Consider the following 19,043-nt stretch of genomic DNA (forward strand, 5'->3'; position numbering starts at 1 on the left):
TTTGATTAGTTTCTGACAACTGTTACGTTGCCTTGATAATTGTATTCTTTTGTAGCAGATGAAGCCTTTAATTTATAGAAGTAAACTCCTTCATCCACCGGTTTTCCATCACTTTTTCCATCCCAGATTACGTTAGGATCACTTGATTGGAAAACCATATTCCCCCATCGGTTGACGATGACAAGGTCATAAGATTTAATTCCTGCTGTTTTAATTAAGAAAAAGTCATTCGTTCCGTCACCGTTCGGTGTAATGATATTCGGAACGGTAATATCCTGGAAGATTTCGATGACCTGCGTCAGGCTAGCCATACACCCGTTTGCCGCAGTTACCTGCAAAACTACGCTGTAAGCATCGCCATTGTCTTCGTAATTGTGCGACGGATTTTGAGTCGTCGAACCCTGTCCGTCCCCGAAATTCCAGTTCCAGGCAGTAATTGACCCGGTACTTTCATCTGTAAACGCATAGCTTGTTCCTTCTTCCGTGTAGCTGAATTGTGCAGCGGGTGAAGGTTTAATCGTTGGTGTACACGTTCCGGGCTGTGAGCTGCATCCGTTCGCTCCCATATCTACCACTGTGATCTCGCCGCTTCCGGTGGTCCAGTCAACCAATACACTCGAAGTTCCTTGTCCGGAGGTAATTGTACCGTTTGAAGGAAAAGTCCATTGGAAATTTCCGGATCCTCCGTTTACGGAAAATACGTTATTGAAGGAATTCTCACAAACTGCCGGACAATTCAAATCAGGAGGACCAGGTCTTGTTGTCGACAAAATATAAGGAAACCCTGGATTCGTAAAATTCCAACCGGTTCTTGTGCGGGTAGTAAATCCGCCGTTGATAGCCGACGTATTGGCACTCATATCGTTCCAATCCGAGCTTGCGGTTCTCCAATGTGCCATACCTGTCCAGTCACCGTCAGTTGCGATCACATAAAACAAGCGGACATCCGTAGGAGCATTTCCGATCAACCGTTCAATAGAATGGTAATAAGCCGGGTTCAATGCACACATGCTTCCGTCATTCTCGTTCCGGTCAAATGCATCCGTGTTGGCATCGTAATTATTGAAACGAACCGTATATTCCGATCCGATATTTGTTTGTGGGGTCAATTCCACAGGTCGAAAACGCAGGGTTCCGTCACTTGAACCGGTCGGGAAAATATATGTATTTGCGAAATTTGTAATCCGCGAAAGTGTTCCCGGTTCCAAACTGCTCACAAAACCTTCAGCCCCGAAGGTATTGGAATATGTAACTGCCGCAACAGCTGGATTCAATACAAAAAAAGAATTGGTTTGAGTTTCCAGTTCCCGGTCATTCAACTGAAGGGTTCCTGAAACACCCGTGGAGGCGTTCACACCCTGCAATGTTTTCTTGCGGTTGGCCCCAACTCCGGCACCGGTAAGTACCAGGTTATTAAAAACGGTTGAAACTCCGTTTGTAGAAGTAATCAATTGTTGGGTATTCCCGAACAAAGTAACGGTTGAAGTTCCGAAATTGAACGTTCCGTTGTTCACCCAATCCTGTTCAACCAGGTAAAACCCATTTCCGCTTGCGGTGGAGTTATTTCCGATTTGAAAGTTTCCGGGATTCGGGAAAGTCGAATTCTTGGTAATTGTAACGGTACCCTGATTCGTAAAATTGGTTGTTTGTGCGAGTTCTGCACCTCCGTTTACCTGCACTATCGCCCCGGAAGAGACGGAAAGCAAAGCACCGTTTGAGAAGAGGATCTGTCCGAAAGAAGAGAGCGGCAGAAATATCCCTCCCAGCAACGCACGAGTTAGTAGTTTCATGTAGTGTACAATTAATGTGCAACAAATATAATTAACGCTATTCAAAACCAGACGTATAACTATGAAAATTAGTTGCTTATCGTGCTGATTTTATTAGAATTAGGTGAAAATGAGCGTTAATTTGTGAAATAAAATTTCTTCTGTTTTCAGATTTTAATTTTAAAGTTAAATAATCAGGTTTTTGACTCACTTAAATAACCTCCGCAAAAGTGCAGATTCTGAAAATGCGCGTTCTCACACTTTGCTTTCACACAATCATCCAAATAGCATCGCCGATAATTATCAGGAACAATCAGCCATTATTTAAGCTAACTTTGCAGCATGGAAGAGCGCTTGGATAAATTATTGGTCGACCGCGGATTGGTAACCTCCCGGACACGCGGTGAAGAACTGATCAAGAACGGCGATGTATTGGTCAATGGAATTTCCGTGGAAAAACCCGGAAAGAAAATTGCTATCGATGCCAAAATCCTGTTGTTAAACGAAGAATTGACCTGGGTTTCCAGGGGTGCGTTGAAATTACTGAAAGCGCTGGAACATTTCCAAATCTCTGCAAGCTGCCATACTTTCATCGACCTGGGAGCTTCTACCGGAGGTTTTACGGAAGTATTGTTGAGCAAAGGTGCCAAACATGTTTTTTGCGTAGATGTAGGCCACGGGCAATTGCACGAACGCATTCGCAGCAATCCTTCTGTCACGAATATTGAAAAAACGCATATCCGTGAATTAACAACATCGCATATTCCGGAACCTGTTGATGGGATTGTGATAGATGTTTCGTTCATTTCCCTGGAAAAAGTCCTTCCGTTTACCGGTTCTTTCGTAAAGGAAGGTGGAATACTTGTTGCCTTAATTAAGCCCCAGTTCGAACTGGAAAAACGTTTTCTGAATAAGCATGGCGTAGTGAAAAGCGCGTCCGTTTACCCGGATATTCTGAAACGCATCGAAAAGTCAGCGGCGGATTCTCATTTTGAAGTGAAAGGGATTATTGATTCACCAATCATCGGAGGAGATGGGAACAAGGAATTCCTGATGTACGCTGTAAAGAAATAGTTCCCGCTGATTGCGCAGATTTCTTTTTGCATATTCTTTTAAGGGTTAAGTTTTTCCATGGGAATAAAAAAATCCCCCGAAAATTCAGGGGACTTATTCAAGCCAGTTCTACCTTGCCTCGACTATTTCGTTATCGTTTGAGCTGTAGTAATTTTTCAAACTCCTTTGGAGAAGTTGACAACGAAATAAATATCTTTCTACCCCTTAGATGCACTATCTTTTAAAAGGTTGGAAATTAAAATGAATATTTTATCTGGAGCTTCACACCCTGGATGTCATTAAACACCGTATTCTCGCTTTTCAGCCTGGAAACAAACTGGTATTGAATGCCTAATCCCAAAGCTGTTTTGTTTCTGAACGGCGTAAAATGGTAATCTACGCCGGCGGTTGCCCCGATTTGTAATTTCTTCGAATTGTACACATTCGTAATAGCTGTTCTGCTTTCCTCGTACCCATTCAATAAACGGTTTACAGCAATTCCTCCGGAAATTGTTACTCCTTTGAAAGAATAACCTACGGAAGAAATCAAATGAACGGTATTCAGTTTTTGGTTTGAATTCGTATAGCGCCCGTTTACATAACTTCCGTTGGACTGTGCATACTGACTGAAACCTACGTCCTGAGTCAATCTCCATTTACCTAAGTATGTGTGGTACTGGAAATCTCCCGCAATTCCCATAGAAGGAAGCGAACTGGAAAACGCGCTTCTATCTTTCTCATTAATAAAGGAGAACTGTCCGCCGACCAATACACTAAACTTCGGTCTGAAAGGTGCCTGGGATGGCAGGAAGTCAAAATCACTCACTGTTCCCGGTACGCTGAATTCAGAAACTCCTTTTGGAGCTAATTGATCCAAAGAAGCCAAATCTGTTGCTGTTGTCTCTTCAGAAGTTGTATTGGAAGTATTTTCAGCAGAACGGTTTCCAGCAGAATTTTGGTTCGCGATCAATTCGTTATTTCGAGTTTCTTGCTCGTTATTAACCGGGTTCACCCGATTCGCATTCGAAACCAGCAATTTGTTCGCCGTGTTTGTATTACGAGGAGTATTATTCAACGCATTATTAACGCGAACTTCATTTGCTCCGTCAACAGCAACCGTTTTATCCGTTCCGTTAGCAGAAGCAATCGGAAGATTCGCACCGGTATTTTCCGGTCCGGAAGTATGCTCAACTGCTAAATAAGCAGTCCCGGAATGATGGATATCTGAACCTGTAAAGCGGTCAGCATAAAATGCCAGGAATGTGAACAATACGGAAGCTGCCGCCATTTTCACCCATGGAATGCGGGTTGTAACCGGATAATTCAGCGTATTGTTCAATCGGGTCCAAACACGTTCACGGGAAAGTTCTTCTTCCAATCGCGACCAGCCGTCTCCGGAACTGTTCGGCGACCAGTTTTCGTAAGCATCTGTCAATGCCTTGTCTGCAGAACTTCCGTTTGCTTCCAGGGTTTCATCCAAACGGTCCCAAACAGCAGAAACAGCCAAATCAGCCTCCAGATTTTCCCAGACATCCGCAGACGGTTCACCCGCCTCCCATTGCCCGAAGGATTTTTGCAGAGATTTGAACTCCCGGTTTGTATGTGATCCCTTGTCTAAAGACATGTTTTATGAAACCAATTTTTGTTTGAGCACGGAGCGTGCATAATTCAATTGTGACTTGGAAGTTCCCACGGAAATTTCCAGTTCTTCCGCGATTTCAGAATGCGACCATCCTTCCAGCGCGTATAATTTGAGCACCAATCCCGCTTTTGTTGGCAGCAGGTTGATCTCTTCCAGTACTTTGGCAAATGGGATTCCTGTTTCCAGATCCGCTTCTTCCTGGTCCACAAAAGGAACATCTCCCAATTGTGCGAAATTCTTTCTTTTACGCAGTGTTTGAAGGCAGCAATTCACGGTAACTCTTCGCAGCCAGCCTTCGAACGACCCTGTAAATGTATATGAACCAATGTTTTTATAAATGTGCATGTACGCGTCGTGCAGCATATCTTCCGCATCCTGCGTATCCGAACCGTACAATTTACAAACCTTGAACAGGTCTTTCGAGAAAAGACGATACAACCGTTCCTGTGCAGATCGTTCCCAATTTGCGCAGCCTTCGATGATATCTTTGTATTCTGCAGACATTATTCAACGGTTAAAACCAATGCGTTTGGTATTTGTGCAGTGATTTTATTAAACATATTAACGTTGTAATCCTTGTTTATAACCACCGTCGGAACACCGTTTTGATAAGGCTTCTGAGGATCATTAGATAAAGTACTTGGAACCTCCGAAAACAATTTATTGATATCAAACCCAATAAACACTTTGTAATTCTTCTTTTTCTGCAGGAAGAACGGATTTCGAATCTTAAAATTCAAATCATCCAAATCAGTCCATTCAATGACCATCGGAAAAGATTCCGGTCCTTTAGAATAAGTTCCTTCCAAACGGATACTCGGATTATTCGACTTATCGATCAATGTTTTCAAATTGAATTCCGTGTAACTTCCCATAGGTACATCCAATGAAATGTACAAATCATCTTCCGTGGAAAACTGTACCTTCTGAGCGGGTAAACTCTTCGTAATCTCAATCGGAGAGCCCTTTTCACGAGTACCTGAAACAGTGAATTCTTTGGAATAAAAGAACCCTTTTGTTACCGCATAATTTCCCTGACTATTGGTTGTTGATTGAAATTTCCAATTTAGTCCAAGATAAGCAGGCTGCTTCAAGTTGTATCTTTCACAACCGGAACCTAAAACCACCAGTATCAATAATAGGTATAATGCCCTCATTTGTAAACAATTTAAAGCTAAGATACAGCTAAAATAAAAAGGTTGGAAATTAATCTTATTTAGAAGTATTATAAATAGCATTTTGCTACCTTTGTACCATGGAAAATCCATCAAAAAGAAAATTCAATGTGCGTGATATCCGCCAGGACTTCCCTGCATTACGCCAACAAGTATACGGAAAGAACCTCATCTACTTTGATAACGGCGCAACTTCTCAAAAACCGCAAATGGTACTGGATGCCATTAACCAATATTACAGCAAGGACAATGCGAACATCCACCGCGGGGTGCACCATTTGAGCCAAAAGGCTACGAACGAATACGAAGAAGCACGTGAAATTATCCGCCGGTTTATTAATGCCGGAAAAAAAGAAGAAATTATTTTCACCAAGGGAACAACCGACGGAATTAACCTCGTTGCAAATTCTTTCGGTGAATTACTGAGCGCCGGAGATGAAATCATGATTTCCGCCATGGAACACCATTCCAACATTGTTCCGTGGCAAATGCTGGCAGAACGCAAGAAATTAGTACTGAAAGTGATCCCGATCAATAAACGCGGCGAATTGCTGATGGAAGAATACCAGAACATGCTTTCTTCCAAAACGAAACTGGTTGCGGTTACCCACATTTCAAACAGTTTGGGAACGGTTAACCCGGTAGAACAGATCATTCAAGCAGCGCACGCTGTGGGAGCAAAAGTACTGATTGACGGAGCGCAGAGCGTACAGCATACAAAAGTAGACGTTACAGCCATGAACTGTGACTTTTTCGTCTTCTCCGGACACAAGGTTTTCGGACCTACCGGAATCGGGGTGCTTTACGGTAAAGAAGCGCTTTTGGATGAAATGCCTCCTTACCAGGGTGGCGGTGATATGATTGCCAAAGTAACATTCGAGCGTACAACTTACAACGAATTGCCGTTTAAATTTGAAGCGGGAACACCGCACATTGCCGGCGGAATTTGTTTGGGAACCGCTTTGAACTACCTGGACCAGTTCAACCCGCACGAACTGGAAGAATACGAGCGTGAATTGACCGAATACGCACAGGAAATGCTTGAAACATTCGAAAATATCAAGCTGATCGGAACAGCAAAGAACAAAACTTCCGTGGTTGCTTTTACGGTAGACGGAATCCATCCTTTCGACATCGGGACACTGCTGGACAAACAGGGAATTGCTGTCAGAACAGGACATCACTGTACACAACCATTGATGGATTTCTATCAGATTCCCGGAACGGTGCGCGCTTCCTTTGCATTTTACAATACACGCGAAGAAATTGATCAATTTATAGCAGCAGTGGAGAAGAGTATTTCCATGCTGGGTTAGGAGAGAAAATGACAATAGAACAAAAACAACAAGAAATCATTGATGATTTTTCTATCTACGACGACTGGATGGAGAAATACGAATACATCATTGAGCTTGGAAAAGAACTTCCTTTAATTGACCCGGAGAAAAAAACGGACGACCGTTTGATCGAAGGTTGCCAGAGCCGTGTTTGGCTTGATGCAGCCATTGAGAACAACAAACTCCAGTTAACGGCAGATTCGGATGCGATCATCACCAAAGGAATCATTGGTTTGCTGATTCGCGTTTTAGACAACGAAACACCGGAAGACATCGTAAAAAGTGATCTTCATTTCATATCAGACATCGGACTACAAGAACATCTTTCACCTACTCGGGCAAACGGATTACTGAGTATGGTCAAAAAAATCAAATTACTGGCATTGTCCTCATTAGCAAAATAAGATGGAACATTTAGAAGACAAAATAGTAGAAATACTAAAAACCATATTCGATCCGGAAATCCCGGTTGATATCTACGAATTGGGCTTAATCTACGAGGTTCGCATCTCCAAGGAAGGAGTTGTGGAAATCGATATGACACTGACTTCTCCCAACTGCCCCGTTGCAGAATCCCTTCCGAAAGACGTGAAGGAGAAAGTGGAAAGTGTGGACGGAGTGTCCGAAGCACACGTAAACATTGTATTCGACCCGCCATGGGACAAGGATATGATGAGCGAAGAAGCGAAGCTGGAACTTGGATTTTTATAAACCAGTTCAAAAGACGAAATGTTCAAAAGTTCCATTTAAACTTTTTGAACGCTTTGAACGTTTTGACCCCCTCGTTTTTTTATAAAATTTAAAAATATGGTAGGGACGCGATGCATTGCGTCCCTACAGTTTTTAAATTTGCACCGTTAATCGAAACAATTTATGATGACAAGAAGAGTTGTAATTACCGGTTTGGGAGCCCTTACACCAATCGGAAACAACGTTCCTGATTTTTGGAACAACATGAAAGCAGGTAAAAGCGGTGCAGCACCGATTACCAAATTTGACACATCGAAATTCAAAACAACTTTCGCTTGTGAAGTGAAAGGATACAATCCGGCAGATCACTTTGATGTGAAGGAAATCCGTAAATACGACCCGTTTTCTCAATACGCACTGGTTGCAGTTCGTGAAGCAGTTGCTGATGCAGGAATTAACTTCGAAGAATTGAACCGCGACCGTATCGGGGTGATCTGGGGATCCGGAAACGGGGGAATCCAGACATTCCAGGACCAGATGAAAGAATATTGTGCAGGTGACGGAACTCCGCGCTTCACGCCATTCTTTATCCCGAGAATCCTGGTAGACATTGCTTCCGGGATTATTTCCATGGAATACGGTCTGCGCGGAATCAATTACTGTGCAGTTTCTGCCTGTGCTACTTCCAACACTGCTATGATCGATGCTTTCAACTACATCAAGTGGGGAAAAGCAAATATGATCATTACCGGCGGATCTGAAGCAGCAGTCAACGAAGCAGCGATCGGAGGATTCTCTTCCGCTCAGGCTTTGTCTAAACGCAATGATTCCTACGAAACAGCTTCACGCCCGTTTGATGTAACCCGCGACGGTTTCGTGATGGGTGAAGGTGCCGGAGCAATCATCCTGGAAGAATACGAACATGCTGTTGCTCGTGGTGCGAAAATCTATGCAGAAGTTGTCGGTGGCGGAATGGCCGCTGATGCTTATCACCTAACGGGGACGCACCCGGAAGGAGACGGAGCTGTTTTGGGGATGGAAGAAGCCTTGCGCGATGCGGAAATCGGTCCGGAACAAATTGACTACGTGAACATGCACGCCACTTCTACTCCTCAGGGAGATAACAGCGAGTTGATTGCTTTGAGACGCGTTTTCGGTGAAAAAACCGACCTGAGTGTTTCGGGGACAAAATCCATGACCGGTCACTTGCTTGGAGCGGCCGGAGCAGTGGAAGCCATTTCCTGTATTCTGGCGATCCGCGATTCGGTAGTTCCTCCAACAATCAACACTACGGAGATCGAACCGGAATTCAAAGATTTGTATGACTTCCCGCTAGGAAAAGGGAAAGCAAAAGAGATCAATTATGCCATGAGCAATACCTTTGGTTTCGGTGGGCACATTGCCACCGTGATTTTCAAGAAAATATAATGCAAAAAACGGTGGGCACGCGATTAATCGCGTGCCCACGTGGTTTTTATCCAATTCACCACCTGTTCACAGAAAAACTGCAATTCTTCCGAATCCCTTTTCATGGGATGTGTGGTATTCAAAGTATGGCCTGCGTTCGGAATCGGTAGGAATGCATTTTGAGGGTTGTTTTTATATACCCACGAGAAAATCGTCCGGCCGTGCTCGAAAGGAACTGCTTCATCATCCACAGCATGTGCTACAAAACACGGAATGGTCAATTTCTCTACCACCGTTTGCATGCTCCAGGTAGAATCGCTTGCTAAAGTTTCGGCTAAAAATTCCGGTCCCTGCGGCAATTCCTGCTTTGTGCGCATATTCGGCCTGAAATACACGCCGTTTGCTTTCCATTCCTCCATGATTTCCGGAGTGCGTGTATCCAGCGTTCGAAGTGAATTCAATAAAATAATTCCGTTGAGTTTTATTCCTGCTTCCTGCATGGCTTTCGAAGCAAACATCGCTGAAAAACCACCCATACTGTGACCGAACAGGAATAATTGTTCCGGTTGATGGAAAACAGTATTTTCCGACAGCTGCCTGGCCATAAAAACCAGGTCTTCCACTTCCAGCCGGCGGCAATTGCTCTTATAGCTTTCCAAATCGTCGAAATAATCGCCGTCACCGGAGATACCGCAATGCGTGTAATTGAACGCAATGGAAGAAATCCCGTTCTCAGCCAGGTATTTTTGGATCGTGGGAAACATCCCGAAATGGTAAAAGCCATTGTGGCCACAAGCCATCAATACGATAGCAGAATCCGGTCCGCAGGAGGCAAAATTTCCCCTGATCGTCCCATTCGGACTTTCGATCCGGAACACCTTATTTTCCATATTTCATCAATTGCACCACTCCGGCAGAGGTTTGCAGGAAGTAAATTCCGTTTTCCAGGTTTTCTCCTTTTACGCGAATTCCTGTAGCCGTTTTCGCATATTCCACCGGTAATTCATGCCCGGAAATATCCACCAGGCGAATTTGCGTGAGTTCATTGGCTGTTTCCAGTACAAAATCGCTTTGAAAAGGGTTCGGAGAAACTTTCAGCAGGTGCAGGTCATTTTCACTGATCCCGCCCAAAGGTTCGCAATACCCGATTCTCAGGTTAATGGATGAATCGCACGGAAACTGGTAGCTGCTCATGGGTCTTGTAATGTGCGGAGCATCTGTCTGAAGAATGGGTTTCAATCCGGCGGGCATCGTTGTCTGCGCTGCAGAACCATTCCCGAGACAAACGTCCTTCGCAGCGATGTTACCGTTCCACACATAATCTGCCAATGCATCCAAAATGCGGTAAATTCCGTAGTAATCATGCGCATTCAAAGCAATGACCGTATTGGGAGTATTGTGATCTGCCGGGTAAATGTAGCCGTTCACCGTATCTCTTTGAAGCACCAGGAAATCCTTTTCCGAATTTGCAATTGAAATATTCCGGAAAATATCTGCTGCCAGGCGATGGTCATTCGTAGAATCGCTTTCGTAAATCTCCGTAACGAGTCTGACATCCGAAGGGAAATTCTGCAAATCATTCTGGCTGATATTATAGGAATACCACTGCGCGGAAACATAGATAAAACGCCCGTTGCTTCCCCAGTTATTTTCGGTAAAGCACTTGAATGCATTCCCGAAAGAAGCACCGCCCCCAAAAGAATGGCCCATAAATGCCGCTCTGGTGGTGTCGATAATGTTCGGATAATCGCGCGCTGCCTTGCGGAATCCCTGTAACAGGTTTTCATAGCGCAACGGAACGGATACTCCTGTAGTTTGGTACGGAACGAAAACCAATGCATATCCTTTTTTGGCCACGAAATCCGTTAAACCTTTGATGTAAACCGGGTTATTTCCTCCATAACCATGTGAATAAAAAATCGTAGGAACCGGCGTTGTAATTTGTTGCGGGTGATAGATTACGATGTCTTCACCCGGAAAATTGACATTTTCGAAGGCTTCTGATGCTACCGTATAGCTCCCGTCAGAACCATAGCCCGAACTTGGTTTCCCCACATTCGGATCTGAGTATTGAGCTGTTGTTAAAAACGGAATCGTTAAAATGAGTGCGGAAAGTATTTTCATGTGTTGCGTATTAGTTTGCCGTTTAGATGTTGTTGTATGCAGAAAGTTTAATTCGACCTGTGAAAATAGGCAAGCTCTTTTAAAGGTACTTAAAACATTCCGAAATAACAGACACCGTTTCTCCAAAAGACAGCCGGGAAAGGTATTTTAATCGAATTCAACGGTTTCAACACCTTTTTTAACCACGGCTTTTTAATGGGAAGTTGTGCCCAGTCAATATCCAGTGAAATGGCATATTCCTGTTTGGCGAAATACGTTTTACCCGTATTCAAATCTGTGTAAGTATTTAAATCCCCGTTTAGTTTGGAATCGATGCTGTACCCGAAACCAACCTGGATCCATTTCGGGAATTTGGATTGTTTGAAAAACGTTCCGGGAGCCACGCACAGCCAATAACTTTGTGCATTGTAATCTTTCAGCAATCTTTCCGGGAAATTGGAACCCAGGGTATTCGGCCGGATTGCGGCATAAGGTGAAGGTTTGTAACCGAATTTGAGTTGAAAACGCTGTTCGTCCCAACCCAATTGCTGTCCCAGGAATAAACCGACCCCGGCTGTATTTGCAGTCAGATCGGCCCAGGAAAATCCCCACTCCGCGCTGAATCCATCCAAAATTTCCACGGAAAGCTGGTAGGTCCAGGCAATTCCTCCCGAAACGAGCACGGCTTTCTTTTTAGGCATTCGCGCCCAGCGCCAGGCTGCATAATTTACGGTCGACAATTTATAAGCCGTGTATGCATGGCCGAATTTGTCCATGTAAAGCCATTCGTTGGAATCGTCAAAGGAGTGGAATTTCGATTTGGGGTATTCCTGATACCAAACCGCTGAAAGCAAGGCTACACTTCCTCCGCCCAATACCAGATCCGTTCCGCCGACCCAATAAGAACGCTTGTTCCACGTAGTATCCGCTTGCTGGGCAGAAACGGAAACAGACGCAAAAAAAAGACAGAAAAGGAGCACTTTCACGACTGAAAAATACAACTTTCTGTCTTTAATCTCTTTTGACAGGATTTAAAAATGTTCAAATGTTCAAATTCTAATTAATCTCTTTGACCCTTGACCTCTTTGAACTCCTTTAAACTTTTTTTGAACTTTCTTTTTGAACTTTCTTTTTGAACTTTCCTAGCGTGAAACAGCGACTTCAAAGGTTACATCAACCAAATCACCGATTTTCGAATCGGAAGTCATGTTGTGTTTGGTGCGGTCTACCGTCGTTTTTCCCACAAAAACCAGTATAGCACTTCCGTCTTTATCCACTTTCGACACAAAACGCAGATCAATGACCGTTTCTGATTTCATTCCCACGAATTCCAGGTCGCCGGTGATCTTGTAATCCTCACCCATTTTCCGGATTTCTTTTGAACGGAAGGTTATTTCCGGGTATTTCTCGCTTTCGATAAATTCATCACTTAGCACCGATTCGTCGCGGATGTCATTGAAAGTCGTTAAACTGCCGCTTTTCATAGCTACATTCAAATATTTCAAGACCCCGGCTTTATCCAGTTGAAGGTCAACGGTAAAATCTTTGATCGCACCGGCTGTTCTGCTTGCAGGCGGACCTACTTCAAATTCCAGTTTTGAATTGGCAGCCACACTTTTCCATGCTCCTGCATCTCCATCCGTGAGTGCGATAGCCGGCAAAGCCATGACGTCTTTTTTCTCTGAAGATTGGTTCGGAGTTTCACCGGAGTCTGCCAAAAGCGTTTCTATTTTTAGTTTTTCGCGCTGCAAACAGCTATCCACCGGATAAGTAAAGCCGATCAGTATCAACGGCAAAAGCATTCCGTGAAAAGGTTTCGCATCTTCCGGCTGTTCAACCAATGCCAAAGCAAGCGACGTTCCGATAATGGCCCCCAGGTATGTCGGCATTCCTCCGAAATTTTCGTTGATCAATCCGAAACTGACCAAAATCCCGATAATCAGAAGCGGCAGGAAGAGGCTTATAAAAACACGAGCCCGGTTGTTTTTGATCGATTTGCAGACCCAAAGTGACCCCAAACCGGCCAGTATCCCCATCCACAAATTTCCTTTCAGCAAGGAATCCGAAGCTCCATCGAGGGAATTTAAAGAGAAGAAAATCCATGCAACTGCGAACAGTGCTATTCCGAGTTGCAATCCATTGTTGGAGCGCAGTCCGAGATTCGCAGCGAAAAATCCGGTTGCCAATAAGATCACTCCGAAAGTGGATACCATAAATGACGCGACAAAGACAAAAATCCCGAGGTAAACCAGGGAAACAGCCGTGCTGAATTCTGCCTTGTCGGCACCGAACCAGCGCTCCGCAAACCAATCCTTTATTTTCGCGAAAAGCGGGATGATCGAACCGATAATGGCAAATGCGGCCACTTCAAATGTCCAGTTTACCTCAAATCCCTGGTAGTTTGCCTTTGCCCCGATCGGGATCAATGCCAGCAATCCCACAAAATAAGGGGCAATTTTCCGGATCTTTTCCGGAAGCAGGGAAATCACAAATCCCAGAGCAATCATGCCGATCAATGTAAAACAGATCATTTCCAGTGAAGGATCTTCCTCGAATCCATTGGTCAAAGCGATGATTAAACAAATGATAGCAATGCTCAATGAAGTTTTAAAAAGAAATCCGGCACGGACCAAAAAGGCGCTTACGATTGCAATAATCCCTACGCCCATTCCCAGATAATTTTCCATGTGGTGTTTTTTAAGTAGTAATTATTTCTATTGGAATCATCCCGGTAACTACCGGAACCAAGTGAAAAATTAGTTTAAAAAAATGAACTTTCCAAAGAAATTTTAACAACTAGACTTGTTTGCACACGAATCATTTACTGTTCTTATCCCGTAAATTCACAAATCAATACTTGCCTTTTCTATAATCCAACATTCCGGTAACTTCTTAATTGCTGCTGGTTTTCGAAAAATAAGACGTCTATTAAATTTTAGGAACAAGGCGACCGGTGAGCGCCTTCAAAATTTGTGCAACTTGTCCCGCTATTATGGGATTTGCGGGAATAAACCCTGGCGGTAAGAAGATAACAAGTTTAAAAAAACTCCCGGTTTTTGACTTTCAATGTCATCAATTGGTGAAAAACCGAATCCTTCAGGGAACTTTGCAGGAGTTCCAAATGCTGAATACGGTGGCAATCGCTTCCCAGAATATCTATTAAACCTGCTTTCAGCAAACGAATGGCCTGGTTTTTTACATCCGCGCCGTAATGTCCGGTAAAGGAATTGAGGTTGACCTGGATGTAACACCCGCGTTCACGCAAAGAGCGCGCAATTTCAATGGACGGGTGGAAATACAGGTAGCGCTCAAAATGTGCTAAAACAGGTTGGTAACCGGCCGATTTCAAACTGAAAACGATGTCCTCGACTTGTGAGGGCTGATTCCGGAATGAGAACTCAAAGAGAATGTGATTTCCTGCGAACGGCAGTAAGTCTTTCCTGCGGATCCGGTCAAAAAGCGTTTCATCGAAATAATATTCTGCGGAAGCTTCCAATTGTAGTTTTAAGCCGAGATCATGACTTACTTTGCGGACCTCTTCCAGCTTTTGCACGATAATCTCAGAAGTGTTGTCATAAACTCCCGACATGATGTGCGGAGTCATGATCAACTTTTGGTAACCGAGTTCTTCAAACTTCCGGAGCATCCCGATCGTATGATCCATGGTGGGCGCTCCGTCATCGATACCCGGAAGTAAATGGCTATGAATGTCAACAAGCAGGTTCCCGCCCAGGTTGGCAGCTTCCTTTTTTTGGGTGTTAAATAGTCCGAACAGGGCCATTCTATCGTTGATGATACATATTCTTGTAATAATCCTGGTAAGCACCCGAAGTTACCTGCTGCACCCAGTCCTGGTTATTCAAATACCAAAGAACCGTGTTTCGAAGGCCTTCTTCAAAGGTAATGCTCGGTTTCCAGCCCAATTCATCAAACAGTTTGGTAGCATCGATGGCATAGCGCATATCGTGGCCGGCGCGGTCTTTCACATAGGTAATGAGTTCCGCACTTTCTCCCTCCTTCCGGCCCAATTCGCCGTCCATAATTTTGCAAAGTTCGTGGATCAGATCAATGTTCCGCCACTCGTTCCAACCGCCAACATTGTAGTTGCAGCCGATTTCACCCTCGTGGAAAATCACGTCGATAGCACGTGCATGATCTTCGACCCACAACCAATCCCGCACATTGATCCCTTCGCCGTAAACAGGCAATGGTTTTTTATGAAGGATGTTGTTAATCATCAGCGGGATCAATTTTTCCGGATGGTGATGGCTTCCGTAATTATTGGAACAATTGGAGCGTTTTACCGGGAAACCGTAAGTATGATAATAAGCAGAAACGAAATGATCGGATGCGGCCTTGGATGCCGAATACGGGCTTCTGGGATCATATGGAGTTGCTTCCGTAAAAAACCCTTCATCTCCCAAGGATCCGAACACTTCATCCGTTGAAACGTGGTAAAAAACATGTCCCTCCAACGTTTTCCAATACGCTCTGGCCTGGTTCATCAGGTTTACTGTTCCGACCACATTGGTATGCACGAATTCCATAGGCCCTTCAATGGAACGGTCTACATGGGATTCCGCTGCCAGGTGAATAACATCTGTGATCTGATAGTTCTCAAAAGCTCCTTTTACATCTGTTTCGGAAGTAATATCCCCTTTCAGAAACACGTGGTTTCCTGCGTCCATAACGTCATTGAGATTGGACAAATTTCCTGCATACGTGAGGGAATCAAAGGTAATGATTTGATAGGAAGGGTATTTGTTTACCAGCAGGCGAACCAAATGAGATCCGATGAACCCTGCGCCGCCTGTTACCAGTATGTGTTTCTGTGCTGTCATACAAGAAGTAAAAATAACGAACCAAAATGACAATGAGAAAGGGAATGAAGATAATATTCCTTTTTCCAGCTTCAGATGCGAAGTATACTTTACGCACTCTCTTCCTCTTTCTCATTCTGTATTAATAGGATTCCAATTTTAAGTTTTCAATAAGTTTTGCGACTAAACCGATTAAATTCCTGATTTAGCTAATTTTACCCCCAAAATTCTCACTCTATGAAAACTGGATCAGTTTTAGCTTTGCTATTCACACTATTTATACAGACAACCTTTGTTTGTGCCCAGGAAATTGAACTGATCGATAAACTCAGAAAACAAGAGTATCCGAAAAAAATTGAACAAAGCAGCGGTGATCAAAAAATTGCCTATGAGTATATATACCTGCGATTACTCAACAATTCTTTCAAAAAAGAGCTTCCTGCCTATCAGAAAAAATTCGCCGCCAAAAAAGACGAAAAGCATCTAAAACTGCTTCACTTATTTGAACTTTCCACCAAGGAAAACACTCCTGAAAAGCTGGAAGAAATCCGCAGGTTTACGACAGAAAACCAATCCATTACGCTCGTTCATGCCTTTGGAAAATACCACGAACTAAAAACCCTTGGCAAACTGGATATGCATCCTGAAGTACTTGTTTTGGGAGAAAAAAATATGCCTTTGTTTAAAAAGTACAAGGAGTTTCCGCTTTCCGATATCTACAGCGCTATGGGGATCAGTGCTTACATGATGGGAGATACCCGGAAATCCATTTACACCTTTGAAAAATCGGTGGATTACATGGATACCAGAGACAGCTCAGGAATTGCCGGATCGCTCATGAACCTGGGCGTAATCAATTTCCGGACAGGGAATAACGCAAAAGCGATTGAAGCCTATAAAAGAGCCGACCGCATGAACGGGAATATCGACATGCCTTTGAAAGGAATGATCAACGAAAACCTGGCAATTTCCTATTCCAATTACGGAAAAACAGATATTGCCATGGATTACTACGATAAGGCGGCGGATATTTACCTGCAGATAAAAGATACCACCAAGTACAATGCATTGATCCAGAACAAGATCGGTGAATACATTCAAATGAAAGATTTTGAATCGGCTATCAAATGTGCCAAATCCAGCATGGCTTTCTTCAAAAAGACCAAAAATACCCGGATGCTTCCGAATTCTCACATCAAATTGGCGAGTATTTATATCCAGCTGAAAGATACGGTTCATGCTCTCCGGGAAATCAATGAAGCGATCCGTTTGTCAAAGGGCAAGCACATGTTTACCTATGTTTCGGCTGTTTTCGAAAAGTCGGATATGCTTCCCGTGAAAAAAGGGCTGCGGCTTCTTCTGGATCTGGAAAAAGAATTGATTGAAAAGAAATACGACGGTGAGAACTCGACCTTGTACTGCAAAATCGGGGTTTGCTACAAGCAAATGAACCAATTGGACCCGGCTGAAAAGTACTTCCGGAAAGCCATTGAAGCAGAATCGAAGAAAACTCCACCAAATCCAGATGCAATGACCGGTTACAACCAAAACCTGGGGGTTGTTTATTTCGACAGGAAAGACTTCGCTAAGGCATTGAAAGCTTACCAGGAAGCAGATAAATACCAGGATTTAAAGTATGCAACAGGCCAGCATATCGCCGACAGGTATTTGCTGTATGCAAACGTTTACGGAAAGCTCGGAAAATACCAGTTGGCCTATGAAAACCTGAATGCGCATAAGCGTGTCCAGGATTCATTGGATGCATTGACCTTAAACGATAAAATCCTTTCCCTGAAACAGGAATTCCAGACACAGCAGATCGAAGATTCCCTGAACATCAATAAAAAAGAACTTAGCCTGTCAAACCTTAAAATCATTTCAGAGAAAGCAACGAACCAGCGCAATACGTCTATTATTTTCGGGATGCTGATCGTTTTGGTGCTGATTTTCGGATTGGTGATCCTCATTGCCAGAAGCAATAAACAGCGTAAACTGGCAAACCTGACACTTACGGAAAAGAACGCGGAAATTGAAGCGCAGCAAGTGATCCTTCAACAGAAAAACGATGAGATTATTGACAGTATCAACTACGCAAAACGCCTTCAGAACACCATTCTGCCACCGCAGGCAAAAATCGACGACCTGTTTCCGAAGAATTTCGTTCTATACAAGCCGAAAGACATTGTTGCAGGAGATTTCTACGTGTGTGAAAGTATTGAGATGGCCGGGCGCAAAATCGGGATCGTTGCCGTTGCGGATTGTACCGGACACGGTGTTCCCGGAGCGCTGGTTTCCATGGTTTGTTCTTCCGCCATCAAGCGTTCGGTAACAGAGTTCAACCTGACGGATCCGGGCAAAATCCTGGATAAATCCGCACAGCTGGTGGTAGAATCATTCGAGTCCGCGCACGAAAATGTGAAAGACGGAATGGACATTTCCCTGGCTTGTATCGATTTCAGCACCAATACCATGAAGTGGGCCGGAGCCCACAATCCGTTGTGGATTATCCGCAACAAGGAACTGATCGAGATCAAGGCCGACAAACAACCGGTAGGACATTTTGAACATTTCAAATCCTTCACCAGTCACGAAATCATCCTTGAACCAATGGATCGCCTGTATTTCATTTCGGATGGTTTTGCAGATCAGTTCGGAGGGCCGATCGGGAAAAAATTGAAGACTAAAAACCTGAAAGAGTTTTTAGTGGCCACATCCGGAAATTCCATTACACAACAAGCTTCTGAACTGGAACGCTATTTCACCGAATGGAAAGCGAATTTCGAGCAGGTGGATGATGTTTGTATCATGGGGATTGAGATTTAACAATCCCGCATGCTCTCGTCAGCTGACGCAGATAACAAGAATTGATTTTTTGAACCACATAGGTACATAGAACACAGAGGTTTTGTTTTGATTAGTGCTATTCAAGCTGGTAATTTGTCGTTTCGCTCCGCTCTCATTTCTTTTAACCACATAGGGACATAGGTCACATAGAAAAGTGATGTTTTGTACAATTTTTTGCTAAATACATAATCATTATTCCTGCT

The 19,043-nt window shown here is 43.8% G+C and carries 16 protein-coding genes; 6 read left to right on the plus strand and 10 right to left on the minus strand.

The features are described from left to right. Positions 1-5: 5 nt before the first annotated feature. Positions 6-1,790: a gliding motility-associated C-terminal domain-containing protein gene (locus ABDW02_RS10375; RefSeq protein ID WP_343634485.1), complete on the minus strand. Its 1,785-nt coding sequence runs from the start codon at positions 1,788-1,790 to the stop codon at positions 6-8. 321 nt (positions 1,791-2,111) lie between these two features. Between ABDW02_RS10375 and ABDW02_RS10380 the strand changes: the two genes are divergently transcribed. After that, on the plus strand, positions 2,112-2,843 hold the full coding sequence (locus ABDW02_RS10380) for a TlyA family RNA methyltransferase (RefSeq protein ID WP_343634486.1): 732 nt from the start codon (positions 2,112-2,114) through the stop codon (positions 2,841-2,843). 235 nt (positions 2,844-3,078) lie between these two features. Here ABDW02_RS10380 and ABDW02_RS10385 read toward each other — a convergent pair whose 3' ends face one another. Genes ABDW02_RS10385 through ABDW02_RS10395 form a run of 3 tightly spaced genes read right to left on the minus strand, consistent with a single transcriptional unit; the run spans position 3,079 to position 5,621 of the window. Continuing rightward, positions 3,079-4,446, minus strand: coding sequence for a hypothetical protein (locus ABDW02_RS10385; protein WP_343634487.1), 1,368 nt, complete (start codon positions 4,444-4,446; stop codon positions 3,079-3,081). Positions 4,447-4,449: 3 nt separating this feature from the next. Continuing rightward, complete coding sequence (locus ABDW02_RS10390) at positions 4,450-4,968, minus strand: sigma-70 family RNA polymerase sigma factor (protein ID WP_343634488.1); 519 nt, start codon at positions 4,966-4,968, stop codon at positions 4,450-4,452. Continuing rightward, on the minus strand, positions 4,968-5,621 hold the full coding sequence (locus tag ABDW02_RS10395) for a hypothetical protein (RefSeq protein WP_343634489.1): 654 nt from the start codon (positions 5,619-5,621) through the stop codon (positions 4,968-4,970). The genes ABDW02_RS10390 and ABDW02_RS10395 overlap by 1 nt, the downstream gene beginning before the upstream one ends. Positions 5,622-5,719: 98 nt before the next feature. Between ABDW02_RS10395 and ABDW02_RS10400 the strand changes: the two genes are divergently transcribed. The 4 genes from ABDW02_RS10400 to fabF all read left to right on the plus strand — a co-directional run bounded on the left by ABDW02_RS10400 (position 5,720) and on the right by fabF (position 9,094). Beyond that, entirely contained in the window at positions 5,720-6,955 is a 1,236-nt protein-coding gene (locus ABDW02_RS10400; protein ID WP_343634490.1) for a cysteine desulfurase, read from the plus strand. Between the two features lie 8 nt (positions 6,956-6,963). Then, on the plus strand, positions 6,964-7,380 hold the full coding sequence (locus tag ABDW02_RS10405) for a SufE family protein (RefSeq protein WP_343634491.1): 417 nt from the start codon (positions 6,964-6,966) through the stop codon (positions 7,378-7,380). A 1-nt stretch (position 7,381) separates the two neighbouring features. Then, on the plus strand, positions 7,382-7,687 hold the full coding sequence (locus ABDW02_RS10410; RefSeq protein ID WP_343634492.1) for an SUF system Fe-S cluster assembly protein: 306 nt from the start codon (positions 7,382-7,384) through the stop codon (positions 7,685-7,687). 162 nt (positions 7,688-7,849) lie between these two features. Then, a complete protein-coding gene (gene fabF / locus ABDW02_RS10415; RefSeq protein WP_343634493.1) occupies positions 7,850-9,094 on the plus strand; it encodes a beta-ketoacyl-ACP synthase II in 1,245 nt (414 codons plus the stop codon). Positions 9,095-9,117: 23 nt separating this feature from the next. Here fabF and ABDW02_RS10420 read toward each other — a convergent pair whose 3' ends face one another. From ABDW02_RS10420 to rfbB, 6 genes are all read right to left on the minus strand, one after another. Further along, on the minus strand, positions 9,118-9,963 hold the full coding sequence (locus ABDW02_RS10420; protein WP_343634494.1) for an alpha/beta fold hydrolase: 846 nt from the start codon (positions 9,961-9,963) through the stop codon (positions 9,118-9,120). Then, entirely contained in the window at positions 9,953-11,197 is a 1,245-nt protein-coding gene (locus ABDW02_RS10425) for a T9SS type A sorting domain-containing protein (protein WP_343634495.1), read from the minus strand. Before ABDW02_RS10425 ends, ABDW02_RS10420 begins: the two co-directional genes overlap by 11 nt. Positions 11,198-11,286: 89 nt before the next feature. Continuing rightward, entirely contained in the window at positions 11,287-12,162 is an 876-nt protein-coding gene (locus ABDW02_RS10430) for a DUF2279 domain-containing protein (RefSeq protein WP_343634496.1), read from the minus strand. A 156-nt stretch (positions 12,163-12,318) separates the two neighbouring features. Beyond that, on the minus strand, positions 12,319-13,863 hold the full coding sequence (locus ABDW02_RS10435; RefSeq protein ID WP_343634497.1) for a YceI family protein: 1,545 nt from the start codon (positions 13,861-13,863) through the stop codon (positions 12,319-12,321). 350 nt (positions 13,864-14,213) lie between these two features. Then, a complete protein-coding gene (locus tag ABDW02_RS10440) occupies positions 14,214-14,957 on the minus strand; it encodes a CpsB/CapC family capsule biosynthesis tyrosine phosphatase (protein WP_343634498.1) in 744 nt (247 codons plus the stop codon). 1 nt (position 14,958) lies between these two features. Then, positions 14,959-16,017, minus strand: coding sequence for a dTDP-glucose 4,6-dehydratase (gene rfbB, locus ABDW02_RS10445; RefSeq protein WP_343634499.1), 1,059 nt, complete (start codon positions 16,015-16,017; stop codon positions 14,959-14,961). Between the two features lie 216 nt (positions 16,018-16,233). Between rfbB and ABDW02_RS10450 the strand changes: the two genes are divergently transcribed. Further along, positions 16,234-18,819 carry a SpoIIE family protein phosphatase gene (locus ABDW02_RS10450; RefSeq protein ID WP_343634500.1) on the plus strand — a complete coding sequence of 862 codons (2,586 nt, stop codon included), beginning with the start codon at positions 16,234-16,236 and terminating at the stop codon, positions 18,817-18,819. The last annotated feature ends 224 nt before the right edge of the window (positions 18,820-19,043 follow it).

The sequence above is a fragment of the Fluviicola sp. genome, from assembly GCF_039596395.1.
Taxonomy (GTDB): domain Bacteria; phylum Bacteroidota; class Bacteroidia; order Flavobacteriales_D; family Crocinitomicaceae; genus Fluviicola.

What these genes read in the sequence shown, in the direction of transcription:
- ABDW02_RS10435 (WP_343634497.1), bottom strand. Translation starts at nt 13,863, where the DNA reads ATGGAAAATTATCTGGGAATGGGCGTAGGGATTATTGCAATCGTAAGC.
- ABDW02_RS10385 (WP_343634487.1), bottom strand. Translation starts at nt 4,446, where the DNA reads ATGTCTTTAGACAAGGGATCACATACAAACCGGGAGTTCAAATCTCTG.
- ABDW02_RS10395 (WP_343634489.1), bottom strand. Translation starts at nt 5,621, where the DNA reads ATGAGGGCATTATACCTATTATTGATACTGGTGGTTTTAGGTTCCGGT.
- fabF (WP_343634493.1), top strand. Translation starts at nt 7,850, where the DNA reads ATGATGACAAGAAGAGTTGTAATTACCGGTTTGGGAGCCCTTACACCA.
- ABDW02_RS10440 (WP_343634498.1), bottom strand. Translation starts at nt 14,957, where the DNA reads ATGGCCCTGTTCGGACTATTTAACACCCAAAAAAAGGAAGCTGCCAAC.
- ABDW02_RS10410 (WP_343634492.1), top strand. Translation starts at nt 7,382, where the DNA reads ATGGAACATTTAGAAGACAAAATAGTAGAAATACTAAAAACCATATTC.
- rfbB (WP_343634499.1), bottom strand. Translation starts at nt 16,017, where the DNA reads ATGACAGCACAGAAACACATACTGGTAACAGGCGGCGCAGGGTTCATC.
- ABDW02_RS10380 (WP_343634486.1), top strand. Translation starts at nt 2,112, where the DNA reads ATGGAAGAGCGCTTGGATAAATTATTGGTCGACCGCGGATTGGTAACC.
- ABDW02_RS10450 (WP_343634500.1), top strand. Translation starts at nt 16,234, where the DNA reads ATGAAAACTGGATCAGTTTTAGCTTTGCTATTCACACTATTTATACAG.
- ABDW02_RS10390 (WP_343634488.1), bottom strand. Translation starts at nt 4,968, where the DNA reads ATGTCTGCAGAATACAAAGATATCATCGAAGGCTGCGCAAATTGGGAA.
- ABDW02_RS10375 (WP_343634485.1), bottom strand. Translation starts at nt 1,790, where the DNA reads ATGAAACTACTAACTCGTGCGTTGCTGGGAGGGATATTTCTGCCGCTC.
- ABDW02_RS10425 (WP_343634495.1), bottom strand. Translation starts at nt 11,197, where the DNA reads ATGAAAATACTTTCCGCACTCATTTTAACGATTCCGTTTTTAACAACA.
- ABDW02_RS10420 (WP_343634494.1), bottom strand. Translation starts at nt 9,963, where the DNA reads ATGGAAAATAAGGTGTTCCGGATCGAAAGTCCGAATGGGACGATCAGG.
- ABDW02_RS10400 (WP_343634490.1), top strand. Translation starts at nt 5,720, where the DNA reads ATGGAAAATCCATCAAAAAGAAAATTCAATGTGCGTGATATCCGCCAG.
- ABDW02_RS10405 (WP_343634491.1), top strand. Translation starts at nt 6,964, where the DNA reads ATGACAATAGAACAAAAACAACAAGAAATCATTGATGATTTTTCTATC.